The sequence below is a fragment of the Phyllobacterium zundukense genome, from assembly GCF_025452195.1.
GTDB classification, from domain to species: domain Bacteria; phylum Pseudomonadota; class Alphaproteobacteria; order Rhizobiales; family Rhizobiaceae; genus Phyllobacterium; species Phyllobacterium zundukense_A.
This window is the reverse complement of sequence record NZ_CP104973.1, coordinates 3,754,022-3,773,826: the sequence shown is the minus strand read 5'-3', so window position 1 is coordinate 3,773,826 and position 19,805 is coordinate 3,754,022. Positions and strand designations below refer to the sequence as shown.

Sequence of the window (19,805 nt, the reverse complement as noted above, 5' to 3'; positions counted from 1 at the left end):
AGGAATGCAGGTGTGCGACGATAGCCAGAGTTTTGAGACGATCGAGGAGAATTGGCTCCGGGAAATCTCCAGAAGGTTGGCGGAAATCGAAAAGAATCCGGCAGTGGGAATTCCGGTCGAAGAGGTTTTGTGCGGAGTAAGGTGCGCCACAGCGACATGAAAGCCGAATAGCGGATGCACTTAATTCGATCTGCATTATCATTGTGCGTGGTTCGACAAGCTCACCATGAGGGAGGTGGATGGGCTGCAACGATAATCGTTAACGTTGCAGATTTTGGCTCTCTGCAATCTACCAACCTCCCTCATGGTGAGCTTGTCGAACCACGCACAATAGGTATGCAGCCTGCATGAGACACAATATAGAGCGACAATGTCACAAGTGAATAAAGCCAAGTCGCTTCCCGGCCTGCTTGCAAGCTATAAGCCCCTGCCTGATGTAGCAGACGAGATGATCGATCCATCGGGCGCGGTGCGCCCGGGCTGGGAAACGCTGCTCCATACCCTCGACCAGATCGGTTCTGAAAAACTCGCGACACGTTTTGCCCGCGCCAACCAGTACTTGCTCGATGCCGGTGTATTTTACCGCGTCTATGACGAGAATGGTACGCAGGAACGCGAGTGGCCGCTGGCGCATATTCCGATCCTGATCAACGAGGCCGACTGGCAGTCGATCACTGCCGGTCTCACGCAGCGCGCAGACCTCCTGGAGGAGATCGTCTCAGATATTTATGGCGAGACAAAACTGATCCGCGATGGAATATTGCCGCCTGATCTGATTGCCTCCAATCCGGAATTCCTGCATCCACTGGCAGGCGTAAAGCCGGCGAGCGGCCATTTCCTGCATTTCTGCGCATTCGAACTTGGGCGTGCGCCTGATGGCCGGTGGTGGGTGCTAGGTGATCGCACGCAGGCGGCTTCCGGTGCCGGTTTCGCGCTGGAAAACAGGGTGGCGACGACACGCGCTCTTTCGGATATTTCCGGTGCGATGAACGTGCATCGTCTGGCGGGGTTCTTCAAGGATTTCCGAGATTCGCTGCAGAGCCTCGTTACCGATCCACAGGGACGTGCCGCTATCCTGACACCTGGTCCCAACAACGAGACCTATTTCGAACATGCCTATATTGCCCGGTATCTCGGCTTCATGCTTCTGGAAGGCGATGACCTGACGGTCAGCAAGGGCAGGGTGATGGTGCGCACTGTCTCCGGTCTCAAGCCTATCGACGTTCTATGGCGGCGGATGGATGCCGCATATATGGACCCGCTCGAGCTTAAAACCGACTCGTGGATCGGCACGCCCGGCATTGTCGGCGCACTCCGTCAGCAATCGGTCTCGCTGGTCAACGCGCTCGGCTCCGGGATACTCGAAACGCGTGCTCTTCTGGCGTTTCTGCCGGCAATTTCCAAGGCGCTGCATAATCGCGATCTCGCGCTGCCAAGCATCGCCACCTGGTGGTGCGGGCAGGAAAAGGAGCGCAAGCATGTCATGGACCGGATCGACCAGATGATGATCGGTCCGGCGCTGTCGACGCGGCTGCCCTTCGAGGACGTGGACACGACCGTGCTTGGCTCCTCGCTCGATACCGATGCGAGGGCAGCGCTTCTCGCCCGGCTGGAGAAAGACGGGCGCGGACTGGTCGGCCAGGAAAAAGTCACGCTTTCGACCACGCCGGTCTATGTCAATGGCAAGCTGGAACCGCGGCCATTCGTGCTGCGTGTTTTTGCGGCACGCCACAAGGACGGCTGGAGCTTCATGCCCGGCGGCTTTGCCCGGGTTGGACGCACGATGGACACCGCGGCAATTGCCATGCAACGGGGTGGGCAGGCCGCCGATGTCTGGATTACCAGCAGTGGTCCCGTACCCAAGGATGCATTGCTGCCACGAGAGGATGACACCTTCCGGCGTAACGTACCGGGCACGTTGCCAAGCCGCGCCGCCGAAAATTTGATGTGGATGGGGCGCTACATCGAACGCGCTGAAGGAACAGCCCGAATTCTCCGCGCCTGCCATGCCCGCTATGCCGAAGCGGCGAACATGGAAATTCCACTGCTAGTCGAAATGCGCGCCTATCTGAAGCCGCTGGGCGTCAATCTCGATACGGCAATTCCAAAGGGACTGCAGCGTTCCATTGACGGCGCCATGCTGAGTGCAGGCCGCGTCCGCGACCGGTTCTCACCCGACGGCTGGCTGGCACTGCGCGATCTTTCGAAGACGATCCACCGCTTCTCCGATGCGGTTTCGCCAGGCGATGACGCCACGCGTGCCATGACCATCATCCTGCGCAAGCTTGCAGGGTTCTCCGGCCTTGTGCATGAAAACATGTATCGTTTCACCGGCTGGCGCTTCCTCGAAATCGGCCGCCGGGTGGAGCGTGGCATCCAGATGGCCCGCCTTCTCGCAACCTTGTCGCACCATGATGCGGCCGAGGGGGCGCTGGAAATGCTGCTCGAGATCGGCGACAGCGTCATGACCCATCGGCGCCAGTACAGCGTCTATTCTGGCCGTCTCAGTGTGCTCGACCTTCTGGCGCTCGACCCGCTCAATCCGCGCTCGATCATCTTCCAGCTTGACGCGCTGAAGACGGAGTTTGGTCTGCTGCCGGCGCGTGATGCGGACACCCACATGCCTCTATTTTCCAAGGAAGTGCTGCGTCTGCATACCGAGCTCGCAATTATGGAGGCAAGCGAACTCACGCCCGAGAAGCTCGAGACGATAGCATTCGAACTGGGCAATCTCTCCAATATGATTTCCGACACCTATTTCGCCTGAAGGCCCGGCCCAGTATGCTCTACAATATCCGTCTTCATCTTCACTATGATTACGAACGGTCTGCCGCAGGTGGGCGGCATCACATCCGGGTCATGCCGCAGGCGATGCCCGGCGTTCAACGCATTGTCGCCTCCAGCCTTTCGTTCGATCCGGTTTCGGCGGAACGATCTGAATTCACGGACTTTTTCTCCAACAGTGTGACCTCGATCGTCTATCGCAATCCGCACGAGACGCTGGATGTGACCATGGCTGCCCGAGTCAATGTTACCCGGCCACAGAACATGCTCGACGTTTCGCCTGATCTTGCCCGGCTACGGAAGGAGATACGCAGCGTCTGGTCGATTGCCGCCGATGCGCCGCACCATTTCCTGGCCACGAGCGTTCATGCAGCGATCGACCCGGATATCACGGCCTATGCCGCGCAGAGCCTTGTCGATGCGCGGACGGTGATGGAAGTGGTCAATGATCTCAACAAGCGCATCCATGCGGACTTCGCCTATGACGGTGATGCGACGGACGTGCGCACGACCGCGCGCCAAGCATTCGATCTGAAGGCGGGTGTGTGCCAGGATTTCAGCCACGTGATGATTGCAGGGCTGCGCGGACTTGGCATTCCGGCCGGTTACGTCAGCGGTTTTCTGCGCACCATCCCGCGGCCGGGCAAGGAGCGGCTGGAGGGCGCTGACGCAATGCACGCCTGGGTGCGCGCATGGTGCGGACGGGAAGCCGGATGGCAGGAGTTGGATCCGACCAACAATATGGTTGCCGGGAACGATCACATCACCATTGGCTATGGCCGCGACTACTCCGATGTGTCACCCATTGTGGGCGTGCTCAAGACAAGCGGTTCGCAAAAAGGCAAGCAGTCTGTCGATGTAATCCCGCTGGAGTGAAATTGGGCGCAATGCTGCTGTGCGTGGTTCGACAAGCTCACCATGAGGGAGGTCGGCTAGTTTGCAAGCCAATCGGTGACGTTGCAGTGTAGATCTCCCTGCCATACGCAGCATCCCTCATGGTGAGCTTGTCGAACCACGCACAATGAATTTGCTGGCCAGATGGGATGATTGAAACGGTTTTTCTTGGTTTCTGGAAATCCCGAGAATATGGTCTGCACCATGCTTCCCATTCCGCCCCTGATGCTCACCACTGGTCCCGTTCCTGCCTATCCTGAAGTGCTTGCGGCGCTGGGATCGCCGGTGCTCTATGACTATCACCCGGCATTTCAAATCTTCTATGCGGACGTCACCGAAAAGCTGCGTCAGGCGTTTCGCTGCGATATTGCTCCGGTGATCATGCAGGGTGAGGCTATTCTTGGTATCGAGGCGGCGGCAGGCGCATTGATTTCAAAAAACGATGTCGTCCTCAATCTTGTTTCCGGTGTCTATGGCAAAGGCTTTGCCATCTGGGCATCACGCTATGGCAAAGAAGTCATCGAGCTTGCTGTACCCTATGATGATGTCATCGATCCGCAGGCGATTCGCGAGGCATTGAAAAAGCGCCCCGATATTTCGGTTGTGGCGCTATGCCACCACGATACGCCGTCCGGCACGCTCAATCCTTTGCACGAAATCGGGGCGGTGGTCGCCGAACATGGCGCCTACCTCATTGTCGATGCCGTGTCGTCCTTCGGCGGCATGAACGTGCACTCGCAGGAAGTGCATGCTGATATCTTCATCACGTCTCCATCGAAGTGTCTTGGCAGTACGCCAGGCTTGAGCCTGATTGCGTTGAGCGAACGCGCCTGGCCGAAGATCGAAACCAATCCGGATGCGCCGGTAGGATCATTTCTGAGCCTCCTTGCCTGGAAGGATGCATCGGAACCCGGAAAGCCTTTTCCGGTTACGCCTTCCATTGGCGAGATTTATGCGCTGAACGCCGCGCTCGACCGTCATGTGGAGGAGGGCCCGGCAAACGTGTGGGCCCGCCATGCGCTGACCGCGGCGATCACGCGAAAGGGCCTGTTCGAACTCGAGCTGTCCTTGTGGCCAAAGGAAGAAGCTTTCTGTTCGCCGACGGCGACCGTTTTCAAGGTGCCGGAAAACATCAGCGATGTGGCGCTGCGCGATCGCTTGTTGCACGACCATGGCATTCTTGTCTCGCTCGGGCGCGGGGAAACAGCGGGCAAGGTGCTCCGTGTTGGCCATATGGGCGCTTCGGCACAGCCGGACTTCGCCCGACAATTCATTGCCGCGTTGAGCGGGATTCTATCCGAACCATTTTTTGCTCATTGAGAGGATTGCAACAATGTCCCGTATCCTGTTGAACAGGCGCAGTTTTCTCGTAACGACCGCGAGCACCGGAGCAATGGCGATTTTGCCCGAATGGGTGCGCGCGCAGACTGCTACACCTGTCAAAGGCGGGCGTCTCGTTGTTGCCGGGGATAGCGAACCGGCAAACCTCAATCCCGCCATCGTCGCGTCAAATGGTGTGTTCTTTGTCGCCAGCAAGGTCATCGAACCGCTGGCCGAACAATCGTATGATGGAAAGGATGGCCTCGATCCACGATTGGCAATGTCGTGGGAGGGATCGGCCGACGGACGGACCGCGACCTTCAAGCTGCGCGAGGGGGTTACCTGGCACGACGGCAAGCCATTTACCTCAGCGGATGTGGCGTTTTCGGCGCTGGAGGTCTGGAAGAAGCTGCAGAATCTGGGGCGCGTGGTGTTCAAGAACCTTGAAAGCGTCGAAACGCCCGACGATCACACCGCTGTCTTCAAGTTTTCCCAGCCAACGCCATTCCAGCTCATCCGCAACGCCCTGCCAGTGGTCACCTCAGTCGTGCCGAAGCACCTTTATGAGGGCACGGATATTGCCAAGAACCCGGCCAATCAAAAACTGGTCGGTACCGGGCCATTCAAGTTCGGCGAATACAAGCCTGGCGAATATTACCTGCTCAAGCGCAACGACGCCTATTGGGGACAAGACGAGCCACTGCTCGACGAGATTGTCTATCAGTTCCTGCCAGATCGCGCGGCGGCAGGCAATGCGCTCGAAGCCGAGGAGCTCCAACTTGCTGCATTTTCCGCCGTACCGCTCGCCGATCTTGAGCGCATCTCCAAGGTGCCGGGGCTGAAGGTCTATTCCAACGGTTACGAAGGACTTACCTATCAGTTGATTGTCGAGATCAACCATCGCCGCAAGGAACTCGCCGACGTCAAGGTGCGTCAGGCACTGGCGCATGCGATCGATCATGATTTTGTCGTCAAGACGATCTTCCTGGGCTATGCGAAGTCCTCGACGGGGCCGGTGCCTGCCTATGACAGGACATTTTTCGAACCCGATGTGACGAAGTATGCTTTTGACCATGCGAAAGCCGGGGCATTGCTGGATGAGGCGGGGTACAAGCGGGGTGCGGACGGCAATCGCTTCAAGCTGAAGCTATTGCCGGCACCTTTCTTCAATGAAACCAAGCAGTTCGGCGATTATCTTCGCCAAGCGTTGGCCAAGATCGGCATCGATGCGCAGATCGTCAGCAACGACACCCCTGCGCATCTGAAGGCGGTCTACACGGATCATGATTTCGACATCACCGTCGCGACGCCGGTCTATCGCTCCGATCCGGCGATCTCGACGACGATCCTGTTCGAAAGCGGCCTGCCAGCGGGTGTGCCTTTCTCCAACCAGTATGGTTATGCAAACGCGGAGGTCGACAAGCTCGTCAAGGATGCCGCCTCCGAGATCGATGCCGAAAAGCGCGTCGGGCTGTACAAAGAGTTGCAGAAGAAGGTCATGGACGATCTGCCGCTGATCAATGTCGCCGAGTTTTCCTTCATCACCGTGGCGCGTGACAGCGTGCAGAACGTATCGAACAATCCGCGTTGGGCTGTTTCGAACTGGTCGGATGTGTGGTTGAAGGGGTAGTCCGTTCTCAGACGGGTAGATCATCCATAAACGGATTGAGAAATCGGACACCGAGTGGGCCGAAATCTTTTGTATTCGCTGTCAGTACCGTCATGTTGTTGGCCGCAGCGATGGATGCGATCGCGATGTCGGCAAAGCCCACCGCATGACCTCTGGAGCGGTCCATTATCTTCCCGGCGTGTCGCGCAGCGTCAACATCAAATGACAAAATCCGACCGGCATAGAGCCGCTCGACTGCGAATAGCCATATGCGCAGCCTGTCTGCTTTGGCTGTGGCCTCGATTCGATCGAGGCGGGCAATACCACGTTCGATTTCGGCGATAGTCACGGCCGATGTGTAAAGCCGCGCATCCATATGCTGCATCCACGCAATGAACCTCGGCTCGGCCATGCGTTTAGTCAGGGCGTCGGCAGAAATGATGTTCGTGTCGACGAGAAACATCACAGATCGACGTTCCGCCCGGGTACCTTGTTGCGTTCGGGAATGTCACTCGGTTCGCCCGGAAAGGCCAACAGTAGGTCTGCGAAACTGGGCACCTGGGAAATTCTTTGCCACTCATCGAACGCAACCACAACAGCTTCCTTTCGTCCGTGGCGCGTGATCACCGATGGCTCTCCGGCAACTGCCTGATCGACGACGGCTGACAAGGTCGCCTTTGCATCTTTCAGCTGGATTTCTTTCATGGCAATACCCTTCATATAACTATAGGTAGTCATTATATATATTTTTGTTGACAGGGACAAGTTGCGGGAACATCAAAAGCTTCATCTGACGCCGGAGTTCTCCTTGCCGCCTCTTGTTTCCTTTTTCTTGAGACGTCTCGCAACGGCGCTTCCGGTTCTCGCGCTGGTGCTGGCTGGGAGCTTCCTGTTGCTTGAGGCGGCGTCCGGCGATGCGGTGGATTCCTATGTGGCGCGATTCGGCAGCATGGACGCGGAACAGCTTGCACAACTGCGCCACGAATGGGGCCTCGACCAAGGTCCAGCTTACCGCTTCAAGGCCTACGCGTCGGCGCTCGCCCGAGGCGATCTTGGCTGGTCCACAGCCTTCGAACGGCCTGTTGCCTCGGTCATTTTGGAGCGACTGCCGGTCACCTTGATGCTCATGGGCGTGGCCACGGCGCTGGCCTTCTTCATCGGGTCGCTGCTCGGCGTGGTCGCCGGAGCAAATCCTGGATCGTTTCGCGACCGCTTTTTGTCCACCAGCTCGCTCGCGCTCTATGCGGTTCCAGGTTTCTGGCTGGGGCTCGTCCTCATCGTGATCTTCGCCGTCGATCTGCGCTGGCTGCCAATCGGAGGTATTGAATCAGTCGCGTCCGGTAAGACGGGTTTTGCGCGCATGGCTGATATCGGCGCGCATCTGATCCTGCCGGTTGCCTCACTCGCCATGGTCTATCTCGCGCTCTACCTGCGGTTGATGCGCGACCGCATGAGCGAGATCTGGCGCGATCCATTCGTCAACGCGCTGAAAGCGCGCGGGTTGAGCCGGGGGCGGATCATCTGGCGGCATGTAGCGCGCAACGCAGTGCTTCCGGTCGTTACCATGCTTGGTTTGCAAGCGGCGGCGATGCTTGGCGGCAGCGTCGTCGTGGAGAGTGTCTTTGCCATTCCGGGCTTCGGCCGATTGGCGGCAGAGGCGGTGGCGCGCCGCGATACACCCTTGTTGCTCGGGGTCATCCTGTGCAGCGCCATCATGGTGATCATCGTCAATCTCCTCGTCGATCTCGCCTATGGCAAGCTTGATCCGCGCGTAAGGGTTGGGTGATGAGGTTTTGGCGGATGCTGAACCGGGAAGGACGCGCAGGCGCGATCGTGCTCGCGGTCCTCCTCCTCATGGCGTTGCTTGCGCCATGGATTGCGCCGGGTGACGCTCTGGCGATTACCGGTGAGCCAATGCTGCGCCCCTTCGTATCCGGTGCACACATACTTGGTACCGATCGTCTTGGCCGCGACGTGTTTGCCGGGCTGTTGCATGGCACGCGCACGACGCTGCTCGTCGCCTGCTTCTCTGCGGCTGTCGCATTGGTCGTCGGCAGCATCGTTGGCACGCTTGCCGGATATTTGGGTGGTCTGGCCGACACAGTGTTGATGCGCGTCACCGAAGCTTTCCAGACTGTGCCGGCATTCCTATTGGCCCTCGCAGCAATCAGCGTCACTGGCCCGAGCGTTCCGACGCTGATCTTCGCCATCAGCCTTGGAACGTGGACGCAAGCGGCCCGGGTAACGCGGGCCGAGGTGCTGTCATTGCGCGAGCGCGATTTTGTTGCCGCCGCGCGCACACTCGGCATGCGCCCGCTCGAAATCGCCTTTCGTGAAGTGCTTCCCAATGCCTTCGGACCAACGGCATCGCTTGCGGCCATTTCCGTCGCTGCCGCGATCCTGATCGAAGCTGCACTGTCGTTCCTCGGTTTCGGCGACCCGAACCGGGTGACCTGGGGCAGCATGATTGCCGAGGGCCGCACAGTCTTGCGTGCCGCGCCATATCTTTCAATTGTTCCGGGTATCGCTCTGGTGGTCACTGTTCTGGGCGTACATTTGCTTGGGCGAGGGCTGTCACGGACCGAAAGATTGCAGCCATGACAGAGACTTATCTACGTGTCCGGAATCTTTCTGTGAACTATGGCGAGACCGCCGCCTTGCAAGAGGTGTCCCTAGACCTTGCCAAAGGCGGCAGGCTGGCGGTCATCGGTGAAAGCGGCTCGGGAAAGTCCACGCTGGCCATGGCCATTGCTGGCCTCTTGCCCAAATCGGCGAGAACTCAGGGCGCAATAGAATTTCCGGGGTTCTCGCATTTGCCAAAACTCGGCAAGGACATTGGCGTGCTGTTTCAAGACCCCAGCGGCAGTCTCGATCCGGTGATGAAGGTGGGCGACCAGATCGCCGAAGTGATCATGACGCATGAGGGGACGGGCTGGATAACTGCGCGGGTCCGGGCGGTGGAACTGCTTGACCGCGTGCGTATCCCGAAAGCCCTGTCGCGGCTCAACAGCTATCCGCACGAGTTTTCCGGCGGACAAAAGCAGCGAATAGCGCTTGCCGCTGCCTTGGCAGGCAATCCCTCGCTGCTTGTCGCCGACGAGCCAACCAGCGCACTCGACACGGTCGTCCAGAGACACATCGTCAATCTGCTCGATGAACTGGTGCGCGATAGCGGCCTGACGCTGCTGTTCGTGACGCACGATATCGCGCTGGCTTCCGAACGCGCCGACCAGATTGCGGTGCTTTACAAGGGCAGGCTGGTGGAGGCGGGTTCGGCCGCCGAGGTGCTCGGCAAACCGGAGCATCCTTATACAAGAGCATTGATCGGCACGCATATTGCGCTGGATACACCACGGCGCAAGCGGCTTGCCGAGATCGATACGAGTGAGTTGCAATGACGGAAAGCGCGCGTGTATTGCCGGTGTTGGAGGTCAAAAATCTTGCCAAGCGCTTTGGCGATCGCGGCGCGGCTGGACTGAAGAACGTCACTTTCGCGATCGCGCGTGGTGAAACGCTGGCCATTGTCGGCGCTTCCGGGTCTGGCAAGACGACGCTGGCGCGGCTGATCATGCGGCTTGCAGACCCGGATACGGGTTCGATCCAGCTGCATGGCCGGGATATCACACGGTTGCATGGCGAGGCCCTGCGGCGCATGCGTCCTCAATTCCAGATGGTGTTTCAGGATGCGCTGGCTGCGTTCAATCCGCGCGCCAGTCTCCGCCGCATTCTGGAATATCCTTTGCGAATCCATGGACTTGCCGAACCAAAGGATTTTGATACATCCATTGATGCGGTTCTCGAACGCGTTGGGCTTGGCACCGGGTTCAAACAACGCTTGCCGCTCGAACTTTCCGGTGGCCAGCGTCAGCGGGTCGCTATCGCCCGGGCTATCCTGACCAAGCCTGCTCTCATCGTACTCGACGAACCTGTATCGGCGCTCGACGTTTCAGTGCGGGCGCAAATCCTCAACCTTCTGCTTGATCTGCAGGACGAGACTGGTGTCGCCTATCTCTTCATTTCGCACGATCTTGCCGTCGTGCGGGCGTTCGCCGACCGTATGATCGTGATGGATGAAGGGCGTATCGTCGAGGACGGCACCACGGAAGGGGTGCTTGCCGCGCCACAAGCAGAAGCGACGCGGGTTTTGATCGACGCCGTGCCCCTATTGATCAGATAAGACCGTACTGCTCCACCTGAAGGCGATCTGAAAACTGCGCTGCCCAGCGGGTCGGCTGAAGCCGTGGGGTGAATGCATCTGGGAAATAGAGAAAGCACAGGTTCAGACTGGTCGGAGTGAGAGGATTCGAACCTCCGACCCCGTCGTCCCGAACGACGTGCGCTACCAGGCTGCGCTACACTCCGTGACCAGTACGCGCGGTATATAACGTCCAGTTTCAGCGCCTGCAAGTTGTTTCCTGCTCATATCAGCTACGCCAGTGGTAATTCATTTGCACCCGCAATACAGCCAATTTGCCTACTGTGATCGAAGCGGAAAGTCATGTATCGATTGGAAAAGCAAAGTTTGGGGCGCTCGAACAGCGAATGCAATCGATGGCGGCAGAAAAGCAAAAGATCATCAGCTTTGTCATGAGCGGCGGTGTCGGTTCAAGACTCTGGCCGCTGTCGCGCGAAGATTTTCCCAAGCAATTCCACAATCTCTCCGGGCAAGGCTCGATGCTGTTGCGAACGGTCAAGCGGATGGGCGCACGGGTCGAAGCGGGCAGAGTTCCGGTCTATCTGCTGGCTTCGGAACGGCATGCAAACCGTATCAGCCAAGACCTTGCCGGAATCGATCTTGCCGGCGGCCGGCCCATTCTCGAACCGATGGGCCGCAACACGGCGTCTGCAGTCGTGCTGGCAACGGAAGTGACACTGCGCGAACATGGCGATGAACTGGTCCTGGTCGTGCCTTCGGATCATGAGATCACCACGGATCGTGACTTCTGGAATACAGTCGAGGCAGGTGTCGAAGCGGCGAAAGCCGGGCGGATCGTCGTTTTCGGTATCCAGCCGGACCGGCCGGAAACCGGCTTTGGCTATATCGAAGTCGGCCCGCTGACGGAGGGCACCCGCGATGTCGTACGCTTCGTCGAGAAACCCAATGAGCAGACCGCCAAGCAATATCTTGAATCCGGAAATTTCCTCTGGAATGCGGGTATTTTCCTCTTCCGCGCCAGTACGATGCGCGATGCCTTCACAACATATGCCGCCGATATCTGGGACAGCGCCATTGCTGCGCTAGACCAGGCGGACACGAACATATCCGGCACATATCTGCCGCACGATCTCTATGCGGCCGTTCCGTCCATTTCGGTCGACTATGCCATCATGGAAAGGGCTTCGGATATCGCACTCGTTCCAGCGAAATTCCGCTGGAATGATCTTGGTTCCTGGCAATCGCTGCTGGAGGTTGGTTCGGTCGATGGCAACGGCAATGTGATTGTCGGCGATGTTGTGGCTATCGATTGCGAGCACAGCTATCTGCGCAGCGATGGCCGCTTGCTTTCTGCAGTGGGCTTGCGCGATACAGCCGTGGTTGCGACAGCGGACGCGACATTCGTCGCGCCGGTCAAGGAGAGCCAGAACGTCCGCAAGATCGTCGAGCAACTGGAGAAGACAGGGCGTCTCGAAACAAAATTTACGCCCGCGCAGGATCGCCTGCCCCAGGTCGGCGCTTATGGCAACAGGGTGCGGCATTGGCTGTTCAGCGAGACCCTTCCTCTCTGGTCGACGGTAGGGGTAGATGACCGCCATGGCGGCTTCCACGAAGCAATGTCATTTGAAGCGACACCCATCACGAAACCAAAACGCATGCGCACGATGGCGCGGCAGATCTACGCGTTTGCCGTAGCACACGAAATGGGCTGGGACGGACCAGCCGATGCGCTGATAGATCATGGCATAGAATTCCTCACAGCCAATGGGCGCACGGATCACGGCGGCTGGATCAGGACATTCAATCCGGACGGCAGCGTTCTTGATGCTACCGAAGATGCTTACGACCAGTCTTTCGTACTTCTGGCGCTCGCTCATGCGCACAAGGCCGGGCACAGCAAAGCCTTGGCGCTTGGCACGGAGACGTTTGTGTTCATCGATGAGTACCTTGCGGACGCACGTCTGACAGGATTTCTGGAAACTCCGGATGACAAGGGATTGCGAAGGTCCAATCCGCATATGCATCTGCTGGAAGCATTTTTAGCCTGGTATGCCGTTACGGGCAATCGCGATTACCTGCAGCGGGCGGCGCGCATCGTCGATCTCTTCCGGCATCACATGTTCGATGCGGAAACCTGGACGCTGGGTGAGTATTTCAACAATGACTGGGAGCGTGCGCCGGGAGAGCAGGGCGAATGGACGGAGCCTGGCCACCATTTCGAATGGGCGTCGCTTCTCGTCAGTTTTGCGGCGGCATCGGGTCAGAAAGATATCATTCGCTTTGCCCGCAAGCTGTATTCGTCGGCCATCGCCAACGGCCTGAATCGGGCAACGGGTCTTGCTTACGGCGCCGTTTCGCGCCACGGCCTGCCGCTCGACACGAATTCGCGCAGTTGGCCGCAGACAGAAGCAGTCAAAGCAGCGATGGCGCTTGACGGCAATGGCGGTCCGGATCTGAAACCGGAAGTGGAGGCGCGGGTCGGACGTCTCTTCCGCTGGCACATCGAGCCTGCGCCAAAAGGCTTGTGGATCGACCTCATCGACGAAACCGGCCGAGCCAAGGCCGAAGAGGTTCCGGCTTCGATCTTTTATCACCTTGTCAGCGCGCTGACGCAGTATGTGGACTACGTCGGGAAGAAGGCAGCCTAAGAGGTTGCATTTGCTTATGTGCGTGGTTCGACAAGCTCACCATGAGGGAGGGTGAGCTATTGCAAGGGAACTAGAATTCTGCACCACCAACCTCCCTCATGGTGAGCTTGTCGAACCACGCCCCAAGAAACGCAAAATCAACTGGCCGTCTCAATAGGGACTCTCGACGTTGCCCGTCTCGACATAGACCGACTTGATCTGGCTGTAGTGATAAAGCGCGGCAAGGCCGTTCTCGCGGCCGACTCCGGATTGTTTGAAGCCACCGAACGGCATTTCGACCGGAGCGAGATTATAGGTGTTGATCCAGCAGGTGCCGGCCTTGAGCTGGCTGATCACGCGGTGCGCGCGCGACAAGTCCTTGGTAAATACCCCGGCCGACAAGCCAAACTCCGTGTCGTTGGCGCGGGCGATGACTTCATCCTCTTCCTGAAAATCAAGTACTGCCATCACCGGACCGAAGATTTCCTCGCGCGCGATCACCATATTATCGGTGACATTGGTGAAGATGGTCGGTTCCACGAAGCATCCGCCCTCGAAGCCCTGCATCTTTGGAACACCGCCACCAAAAAGCAGCGTCGCACCTTCGGCCTTGCCCTTTTCTATATAGGCCACGACCTTGTCGCGCTGGGACGCGTTGACCAGTGGTCCTAGGTGAATTTCCGGATCGAGCGGATCCCCGAGGCGGATGGCCTTGGTGCGCGTGGTCAGGCGGTCGAGGAACCGCTCCTTGATGCCACCCTGTACGAAAACGCGCGTGCCATTGGAGCAGACCTGGCCTGTCGAATAGAAGTTGCCAAGGAGAGCGCCGCCCACGGCATTTTCCACGTCGGCATCGTCGAAAATGATCAACGGAGATTTGCCGCCGAGTTCCATGGTCGCGTGCTTCATATGGGAGCCCGCCTGCGCCAGCACGCGCTTGCCTGTCGGGACCGAGCCTGTCAGCGAGACCTTGGCGACGAGCGGATGATCGACCAGCTGCGAGCCGACATCGCCGAAACCCTGCAACACGTTGAAAAGCCCATCGGGCAGACCCGCTTCCTTGTAGATTTCAGCCAAAGCGAGCGCCGACAGCGGCGTATTTTCGGACGGCTTGAAGATCATGGCGTTGCCGGCAGCAAGTGCTGGTGCGGACTTCCAGCCTGCACCCTGGATCGGGTAGTTCCACGCGCCGATGCCGACGCAAACGCCCAAAGCCTCGCGCCGCGTATAGGCATAGGATCCGCCAAGCTCGATCATCTCGCCATTGAACCCGGCAATGATACCGCCGTAGAATTCCAGTGCGTCGGCAGCGGATGCCGGATCGGCAACCAGCGTTTCCTGAATTGCCTTGCCGGTATCGAGTGTTTCGAGTTCAGCGATTTCGGCATTGCGGGCGCGCAGAATATCGGCGGCGCGGCGCAAGACCCGGCCGCGTTCCACCGGCTTTAGTGCAGCCCAGGCCGGTTGCGCGGCGGCGGCAGCCTGCACGGCCTGCTCGATCAGCGCGGGTGTTGCCCCAAAGAGCCTGGCGATGATCTCGCCCGTTGCAGGATAGATCACATCAAGCGGCTTGCCTTCCTTGTCTTCAACGAAGCGACCATTGATGAAATGCGATGCTAACGGCTGTGCGCGCATGGTGTGTTCTCCTGGGTCAAATATTTATCAGCATAGGCGCTGTGCGTGGTTCGACAAGCTCACCATGAGGGTGGTGAGTTGATTGCAGAAATAATTACCAACGGCTTTGTTCTTGGCTCCCTGCCATCAACCACATCCCTCATGGTGAGCTTGTCGAACCACGCACAGCAGCGATGCAAGCAGAAAAAGTCGAAGCATGGCCATTCATCTATCGCTCACCTGCCAGCGCGGATTGATCCACGGTTCCTGATTGGATCGGGGCAGGGGATCCCGGCCAAGAATATGATCGGAAGCCTTTTCGCCGGCCATGATCGAAGGGCCATTGAGGTTGCCATTGGTAACGCGCGGGAAGATCGAACTGTCGGCAACGCGCAGGCCCTCGATGCCGATCACCCGGCACTGCGGATCGACAACCGCCATTGGATCGTTTGCCGAACCCATTTTGCAGGTGCCGCAGGGGTGGAAAGCGCTCTCCGCATGTTCGCGCAGGAAATCGTCGATCTCTTCATCCGACTGCACATGCGCACCCGGCGAAATCTCCTTGCCGCGATAGGGATCGAGTGCCGCCTGTCCGAAAATCTCGCGCGTCAATCGTATGGCGTGGCGGAAATCCACCCAGTCGTCGGGATGCGACATATAATTGAAAACGATCTTGGGTTTCTCGAACGGATCAGATGAGCGAAGCGTCACGCTCCCGCGCGACTTTGACCGCATCGGACCGACATGCGCCTGGAAACCATGACCCTTCACGGCGGCCCGGCCATCATAGCGGATAGCTGCTGGCAGGAAATGATACTGGATGTCCGGATAGTCCACGCCGGGTTTCGACCTTACGAAAGCTGCGGATTCGAAATGGTTGGTCGCGCCATGGCCGGTCTTGAAAAACAGCCACTCCGCGCCGATGATGGCCTTTGAGAAGAGCCCGAGCTTGGAATTCAGAGTGATCGGTTTCAGGCTTTCCTGTTGGATATAGACCTCCATATGGTCCTGCAGGTTCTGGCCGACGCCCGCGCGGTCGGCAACGACTTCGATTCCATGCTCTTTCAGATGAGCGGCGGGGCCGATACCCGACAGCATCAGGAGCTTGGGCGAGTTGATGGACGAGGCGGCGACGATCACTTCGCGCCGGGCGCGGATCACTTCCGTCCTGCGACGCCTGGTGATTTCAACGCCAACCGCCCGCCCACTCTCGATGATCACACGCCGGGCGAATCCATTGACCAGCTTCACGTTTTTACGTTTTAGCGCTGGGCGAAGATAGGCATTGGCCGCGGACCAGCGGCGGCCATTGTAGATGGTTTGCTCCATGGCCCCGAAGCCTTCCTGCTTCGAGCCATTGTAGTCTTCGGTGACTTCGAAACCCGCCTGTTGGCCGGCATCGACAAAGGCGTGGAACAATGGATTGTCCCGGAGCCCGCGTTGTATATGCATGGGGCCATCCGTGCCGCGCCATCCAGGCTCGCCGCCGTGCGAATGTTCCATGCGTTTGAAATAGGGCAGCACATCTGCATATGACCAGCCGGTTGCACCGCTTTCCGCCCAATGGTCGAAATCATGTGCGTGGCCCCGTACATAAACCATGCCGTTGATCGAGGAGGAGCCGCCGAGGACCTTGCCGCGCGGCGTGACCAGACGGCGCCCGCCAAGGTGCGGCTCAGGTTCGGACGTAAAGCCCCAGTCATAGGTGCTCATATTCATCGGAAAGGACAGTGCCGCCGGCATCTGGATGAATGGGCCGATATCGGTTCCGCCGAATTCGATGACAATCACCGAATACTTGCCATCCTCCGACAGGCGGTAGGCCATCGCGGAACCCGCAGAACCAGAGCCGATGATGACGAAATCTGCTTCCATAATGCTTGTCATGCTCACTCGCCGCGCGGGTAGCGGGCGTTCTCTTCCAGAACGTTCAGGTCCATATGATTGCGCATGTAACGCTCGGAAGCTTTTTGCAGGGGCTGATAATCCCATGGATAGTATGAGCCGTTGCGCAGCGCTTCATAGACCACCCAGCGCCGCGCCTGGCTTTCGCGCACTGCGGCATCAAACAGAGCCATATCCCAGCGGTCCCGAGCCTTCGCCGTGAAATCTGCAACCAGCTTGGCATGCGCCGGATTGGTCGCGAGGTTGGTCAGTTCATCCGGATCCGATTCAAGATCAAAGAGTTGCGGCGCGTCCATCTCGCAATGCACGAACTTGTAGGCGCCTTCGCGGATGCAGACGAGCGGCGCGTTCGAGCCTTCCGCCGCATATTCCATCAGGACGGGACCGACGCGCGCCATGCCTCGCATGACAGGCGTCAAATCTTCACCGTCGGTCCACGGCAGGACTTCAGCGATATCGATACCTGCAAGCGCGCCGAGCGTCGGATTGATATCAAGTGTCGACACCGGCTCCGAGATCAATTGCGGAGCGATACCTTTGCCCGCGATCATCAGCGGAACGCGTACCGAGCCCTCGAAAAAGTTCATCTTGAACCAGAGGCCGCGCTCACCGAGCATGTCGCCGTGGTCTGACGTGAACACGATGATCGTGTCGTCCAGCATCCGTGTGGACTGCAGGACTTCGATAATTTCGCCAACCTTGTCGTCGATATAGGAAATATTGGCGAGATAGCCCTGCCGCGCCCGCCGAACCTGTTCGGGCGTTATGTCGAAGCAATGATGTTCGCATGCTTCGAGTAGCCGCTTTGAATGCGGGTCCTGTTTTTCAAACGGAATGGCACTGACCTTCGGATCGAGCGCAGGCGAACCTTCGTAAAGGTCCCAATATTTGCGCCGCGCCACATAAGGATCGTGCGGATGCGTGAAGGAAACTGTCAGGCACCATGGCCGGCGCGATGCATCATCCGATTCACGCGATAGCTGGTAGAGCTTTTGTCGTGCGTGGAAAGCGACCTCGTCGTCATATTCCATCTGGTTGGTGATCTCGGCAACGCCCGCGCCGGTGACCGAGCCAAGATTGTGATACCACCAGTCGATGCGTTCTCCAGGTTTGCGATAGTCCGGTGTCCAGCCGAAATCCGCGGGGTAGATATCTGTTGTCAGGCGCTCTTCAAGGCCATGCAATTGATCCGGGCCGACGAAATGCATCTTGCCGGAGAGGCCGGTATAGTAACCGGCACGGCGCAGATGATGCGCGTAGGTCGGGATATCCGAGACAAACTCTGCCGCATTGTCATAGACCCGGGTGCGCGACGGCAGTTGACCCGACATAAGCGAAGCACGGGCTGGGGCACAGAGCGGCGAGGCAGTGTAGGTATTGGCGAAGCGGGCCGAACGCTTCGCCAATGCCTTCAGGTGTGGTGCGTGGATGAACTCCGCCGGGCCGTCTGGAAAAAGAGTTCCATTCAGCTGGTCAACCATCAGAATAAGTATGTTCGGTTTCATGCTGGCTCCGGCAGGCGCAAAATTCGTCTCTATAGCATTTTCCATATGGTAATGATGGTCGCTGTTTCAGTTACGCCATTGCGCACCGCATGACGACCGATATTTCTGGTTGAAACCATCTGTACACGCCGGTTCACCTTGAATCGCGCGGGTTTCATGGTTAGCTCAAGAGAAAGAGATTTTGGAGGAATGGAAATGACTGCCTGTATCGTTGGATGGTCGCATCTGCCATTTGGAAAGCTGGAAGGCGAAACTGTCGAAAGCCTGATCGTCAAAGCTGCGGTAGGGGCGCTCGATCACGCCGGCATTGGTCCTGAAGACGTCGACGAGATCCTGCTTGGTCATTTCAATGCTGGTTTCTCTCCGCAGGATTTCACCGCCAGTCTGGTGCTGCAGGCGAGTGATGCCTTTCGCTTCAAGCCCGCGACGCGTGTTGAAAACGCTTGCGCGACCGGCTCGGCAGCCGTGCATCAGGGCATCAAGACCATTCGTGCAGGCAGCGCCAAGGTCGTACTGGTCGTGGGTGTCGAGAAGATGACATCGACGCCCGGTCCGGAAATCGGCAAGAATTTGCTCAAAGCGTCCTATCTGCCGGAAGAGGGCGAGATTCCTGCTGGTTTCGCCGGAGTCTTCGGCCAGATCGCAGCCGCGTATTTCCAGAAATACGGTGATCAATCCGACGCTTTGGCGATGATCGCTGCCAAAAACCACAAGAACGGCGTCAATAATCCCTATGCGCAGATGCGCAAGGATCTCGGCTATGAGTTCTGTCGGCAGGAGAGCGAGAAGAACCCATTCGTTGCGGGCCCATTGAAGCGTACCGATTGTTCGCTCGTCTCTGACGGCGCGGCGGCGCTGGTCCTGACCGATACGCAGACTGCCTTGAAGATGAAGCGTGCTGTGGCGTTTCGTGCAGCGGCCCACGTTCAGGATTTTCTGCCGATCTCCAAGCGCGATATCCTGCTTTTCGAAGGCTGTTCGGAAGGCTGGAAGCGTGCGCTGGAACAGGCCGGCGTGACCATCGACGACCTGTCCTTCGTCGAGACACATGATTGCTTCACCATCGCCGAACTGATCGAGTACGAGGCAATGGGACTGGCAAAGCCCGGCGAGGGCGCCAGGATAGCGCTCGAAGGCCAGACAGCGATGGATGGCCGCCTGCCGGTCAATCCTTCCGGCGGTCTCAAGGCCAAGGGGCATCCGATCGGCGCCAGCGGCGTCTCGATGCATGTGCTGTCATCAATGCAATTGACCGAGGAAGCCGGTGGCATACAGGTGCCGGGCGCCAAGCTCGCGGGAATTTTCAACATGGGCGGCGCAGCGGTCGCCAATTATGTTTCGGTGCTGGAGCGGATAAAATAAGGCTGGTAGCATCACGAGCAAAACCGTGA

Annotated in this window: 16 protein-coding genes and 1 tRNA gene; 11 read left to right on the top strand and 6 right to left on the bottom strand. The window is 58.4% G+C overall.

Annotation, left to right across the window (positions count from 1 at the left end; all coding sequences use genetic code 11):
- The first annotated feature begins 4 nt into the window (after positions 1-4).
- From N8E88_RS31930 to N8E88_RS30950, 5 genes are all read left to right on the top strand, one after another.
- On the top strand, positions 5-160 hold the full coding sequence (locus N8E88_RS31930; RefSeq protein ID WP_410010710.1) for an addiction module protein: 156 nt from the start codon (positions 5-7) through the stop codon (positions 158-160).
- Between the two features lie 210 nt (positions 161-370).
- The gene (locus N8E88_RS30965; RefSeq protein ID WP_262293869.1) at positions 371-2,767 is read left to right on the top strand and encodes a circularly permuted type 2 ATP-grasp protein; all 2,397 of its coding nucleotides are present in this window, start codon (positions 371-373) and stop codon (positions 2,765-2,767) included.
- A gap of 14 nt (positions 2,768-2,781) precedes the next feature.
- The gene (locus N8E88_RS30960) at positions 2,782-3,660 is read left to right on the top strand and encodes a transglutaminase family protein (protein ID WP_262293868.1); all 879 of its coding nucleotides are present in this window, start codon (positions 2,782-2,784) and stop codon (positions 3,658-3,660) included.
- A 210-nt stretch (positions 3,661-3,870) separates the two neighbouring features.
- Positions 3,871-4,998 carry a pyridoxamine--pyruvate transaminase gene (gene ppaT, locus N8E88_RS30955; RefSeq protein ID WP_262293867.1) on the top strand — a complete coding sequence of 376 codons (1,128 nt, stop codon included), beginning with the start codon at positions 3,871-3,873 and terminating at the stop codon, positions 4,996-4,998.
- 13 nt (positions 4,999-5,011) lie between these two features.
- Positions 5,012-6,628, top strand: a complete 1,617-nt coding sequence (locus N8E88_RS30950; protein ID WP_262293866.1) for an ABC transporter substrate-binding protein — start codon at positions 5,012-5,014, stop codon at positions 6,626-6,628.
- Positions 6,629-6,635: 7 nt separating this feature from the next.
- Here N8E88_RS30950 and N8E88_RS30945 read toward each other — a convergent pair whose 3' ends face one another.
- Both N8E88_RS30945 and N8E88_RS30940 read right to left on the bottom strand, forming a co-directional pair.
- Positions 6,636-7,070 carry a PIN domain-containing protein gene (locus N8E88_RS30945; RefSeq protein WP_262293865.1) on the bottom strand — a complete coding sequence of 145 codons (435 nt, stop codon included), beginning with the start codon at positions 7,068-7,070 and terminating at the stop codon, positions 6,636-6,638.
- Positions 7,070-7,312 carry a type II toxin-antitoxin system Phd/YefM family antitoxin gene (locus N8E88_RS30940; RefSeq protein ID WP_262295699.1) on the bottom strand — a complete coding sequence of 81 codons (243 nt, stop codon included), beginning with the start codon at positions 7,310-7,312 and terminating at the stop codon, positions 7,070-7,072. The genes N8E88_RS30945 and N8E88_RS30940 overlap by 1 nt, the downstream gene beginning before the upstream one ends.
- Positions 7,313-7,415: 103 nt before the next feature.
- On the opposite strand from N8E88_RS30940, the gene N8E88_RS30935 reads away from it, so the two are divergent.
- The 4 genes from N8E88_RS30935 to N8E88_RS30920 are packed head-to-tail and all read left to right on the top strand — an operon-like array spanning position 7,416 to position 10,784.
- Positions 7,416-8,393 (top strand): ABC transporter permease, encoded by a 978-nt coding sequence (locus N8E88_RS30935; RefSeq protein WP_262293864.1) that lies wholly within the window; start codon positions 7,416-7,418, stop codon positions 8,391-8,393.
- Positions 8,394-8,407: 14 nt separating this feature from the next.
- On the top strand, positions 8,408-9,208 hold the full coding sequence (locus N8E88_RS30930; RefSeq protein WP_262293863.1) for an ABC transporter permease: 801 nt from the start codon (positions 8,408-8,410) through the stop codon (positions 9,206-9,208).
- On the top strand, positions 9,205-10,005 hold the full coding sequence (locus tag N8E88_RS30925) for an ABC transporter ATP-binding protein (protein ID WP_262293862.1): 801 nt from the start codon (positions 9,205-9,207) through the stop codon (positions 10,003-10,005). The genes N8E88_RS30930 and N8E88_RS30925 overlap by 4 nt, the downstream gene beginning before the upstream one ends.
- Positions 10,002-10,784 carry an ABC transporter ATP-binding protein gene (locus N8E88_RS30920; protein WP_262293861.1) on the top strand — a complete coding sequence of 261 codons (783 nt, stop codon included), beginning with the start codon at positions 10,002-10,004 and terminating at the stop codon, positions 10,782-10,784. The genes N8E88_RS30925 and N8E88_RS30920 overlap by 4 nt, the downstream gene beginning before the upstream one ends.
- A 108-nt stretch (positions 10,785-10,892) precedes the next feature.
- Here N8E88_RS30920 and N8E88_RS30915 read toward each other — a convergent pair.
- Positions 10,893-10,969: transfer RNA gene (locus tag N8E88_RS30915), tRNA-Pro, on the bottom strand.
- 189 nt (positions 10,970-11,158) lie between these two features.
- On the opposite strand from N8E88_RS30915, the gene N8E88_RS30910 reads away from it, so the two are divergent.
- On the top strand, positions 11,159-13,411 hold the full coding sequence (locus N8E88_RS30910; protein ID WP_262293860.1) for an AGE family epimerase/isomerase: 2,253 nt from the start codon (positions 11,159-11,161) through the stop codon (positions 13,409-13,411).
- A 150-nt stretch (positions 13,412-13,561) separates the two neighbouring features.
- Here the strand turns inward: N8E88_RS30910 and betB are convergent, their stop codons facing one another.
- The 3 genes from betB to betC all read right to left on the bottom strand — a co-directional run bounded on the left by betB (position 13,562) and on the right by betC (position 18,414).
- Positions 13,562-15,025 carry a betaine-aldehyde dehydrogenase gene (gene betB, locus N8E88_RS30905; RefSeq protein WP_262293859.1) on the bottom strand — a complete coding sequence of 488 codons (1,464 nt, stop codon included), beginning with the start codon at positions 15,023-15,025 and terminating at the stop codon, positions 13,562-13,564.
- A gap of 204 nt (positions 15,026-15,229) precedes the next feature.
- On the bottom strand, positions 15,230-16,879 hold the full coding sequence (betA, locus tag N8E88_RS30900) for a choline dehydrogenase (RefSeq protein ID WP_262295698.1): 1,650 nt from the start codon (positions 16,877-16,879) through the stop codon (positions 15,230-15,232).
- A gap of 14 nt (positions 16,880-16,893) precedes the next feature.
- Entirely contained in the window at positions 16,894-18,414 is a 1,521-nt protein-coding gene (betC, locus tag N8E88_RS30895) for a choline-sulfatase (RefSeq protein ID WP_262293858.1), read from the bottom strand.
- 195 nt (positions 18,415-18,609) lie between these two features.
- Here betC and N8E88_RS30890 point away from each other — a divergent pair, with 195 nt between their 5' ends.
- Complete coding sequence (locus tag N8E88_RS30890) at positions 18,610-19,776, top strand: acetyl-CoA acetyltransferase (protein ID WP_262293857.1); 1,167 nt, start codon at positions 18,610-18,612, stop codon at positions 19,774-19,776.
- Positions 19,777-19,805: the final 29 nt, after the last annotated feature.

What these genes read in the sequence shown, in the direction of transcription:
- N8E88_RS31930 (WP_410010710.1), top strand. Translation starts at nt 5, where the DNA reads ATGCAGGTGTGCGACGATAGCCAGAGTTTTGAGACGATCGAGGAGAAT.
- N8E88_RS30965 (WP_262293869.1), top strand. Translation starts at nt 371, where the DNA reads ATGTCACAAGTGAATAAAGCCAAGTCGCTTCCCGGCCTGCTTGCAAGC.
- N8E88_RS30960 (WP_262293868.1), top strand. Translation starts at nt 2,782, where the DNA reads ATGCTCTACAATATCCGTCTTCATCTTCACTATGATTACGAACGGTCT.
- ppaT (WP_262293867.1), top strand. Translation starts at nt 3,871, where the DNA reads ATGGTCTGCACCATGCTTCCCATTCCGCCCCTGATGCTCACCACTGGT.
- N8E88_RS30950 (WP_262293866.1), top strand. Translation starts at nt 5,012, where the DNA reads ATGTCCCGTATCCTGTTGAACAGGCGCAGTTTTCTCGTAACGACCGCG.
- N8E88_RS30945 (WP_262293865.1), bottom strand. Translation starts at nt 7,070, where the DNA reads ATGTTTCTCGTCGACACGAACATCATTTCTGCCGACGCCCTGACTAAA.
- N8E88_RS30940 (WP_262295699.1), bottom strand. Translation starts at nt 7,312, where the DNA reads ATGAAAGAAATCCAGCTGAAAGATGCAAAGGCGACCTTGTCAGCCGTC.
- N8E88_RS30930 (WP_262293863.1), top strand. Translation starts at nt 8,408, where the DNA reads ATGCTGAACCGGGAAGGACGCGCAGGCGCGATCGTGCTCGCGGTCCTC.
- N8E88_RS30925 (WP_262293862.1), top strand. Translation starts at nt 9,205, where the DNA reads ATGACAGAGACTTATCTACGTGTCCGGAATCTTTCTGTGAACTATGGC.
- N8E88_RS30920 (WP_262293861.1), top strand. Translation starts at nt 10,002, where the DNA reads ATGACGGAAAGCGCGCGTGTATTGCCGGTGTTGGAGGTCAAAAATCTT.
- N8E88_RS30910 (WP_262293860.1), top strand. Translation starts at nt 11,159, where the DNA reads ATGGCGGCAGAAAAGCAAAAGATCATCAGCTTTGTCATGAGCGGCGGT.
- betB (WP_262293859.1), bottom strand. Translation starts at nt 15,025, where the DNA reads ATGCGCGCACAGCCGTTAGCATCGCATTTCATCAATGGTCGCTTCGTT.
- betA (WP_262295698.1), bottom strand. Translation starts at nt 16,879, where the DNA reads ATGGAAGCAGATTTCGTCATCATCGGCTCTGGTTCTGCGGGTTCCGCG.
- betC (WP_262293858.1), bottom strand. Translation starts at nt 18,414, where the DNA reads ATGAAACCGAACATACTTATTCTGATGGTTGACCAGCTGAATGGAACT.
- N8E88_RS30890 (WP_262293857.1), top strand. Translation starts at nt 18,610, where the DNA reads ATGACTGCCTGTATCGTTGGATGGTCGCATCTGCCATTTGGAAAGCTG.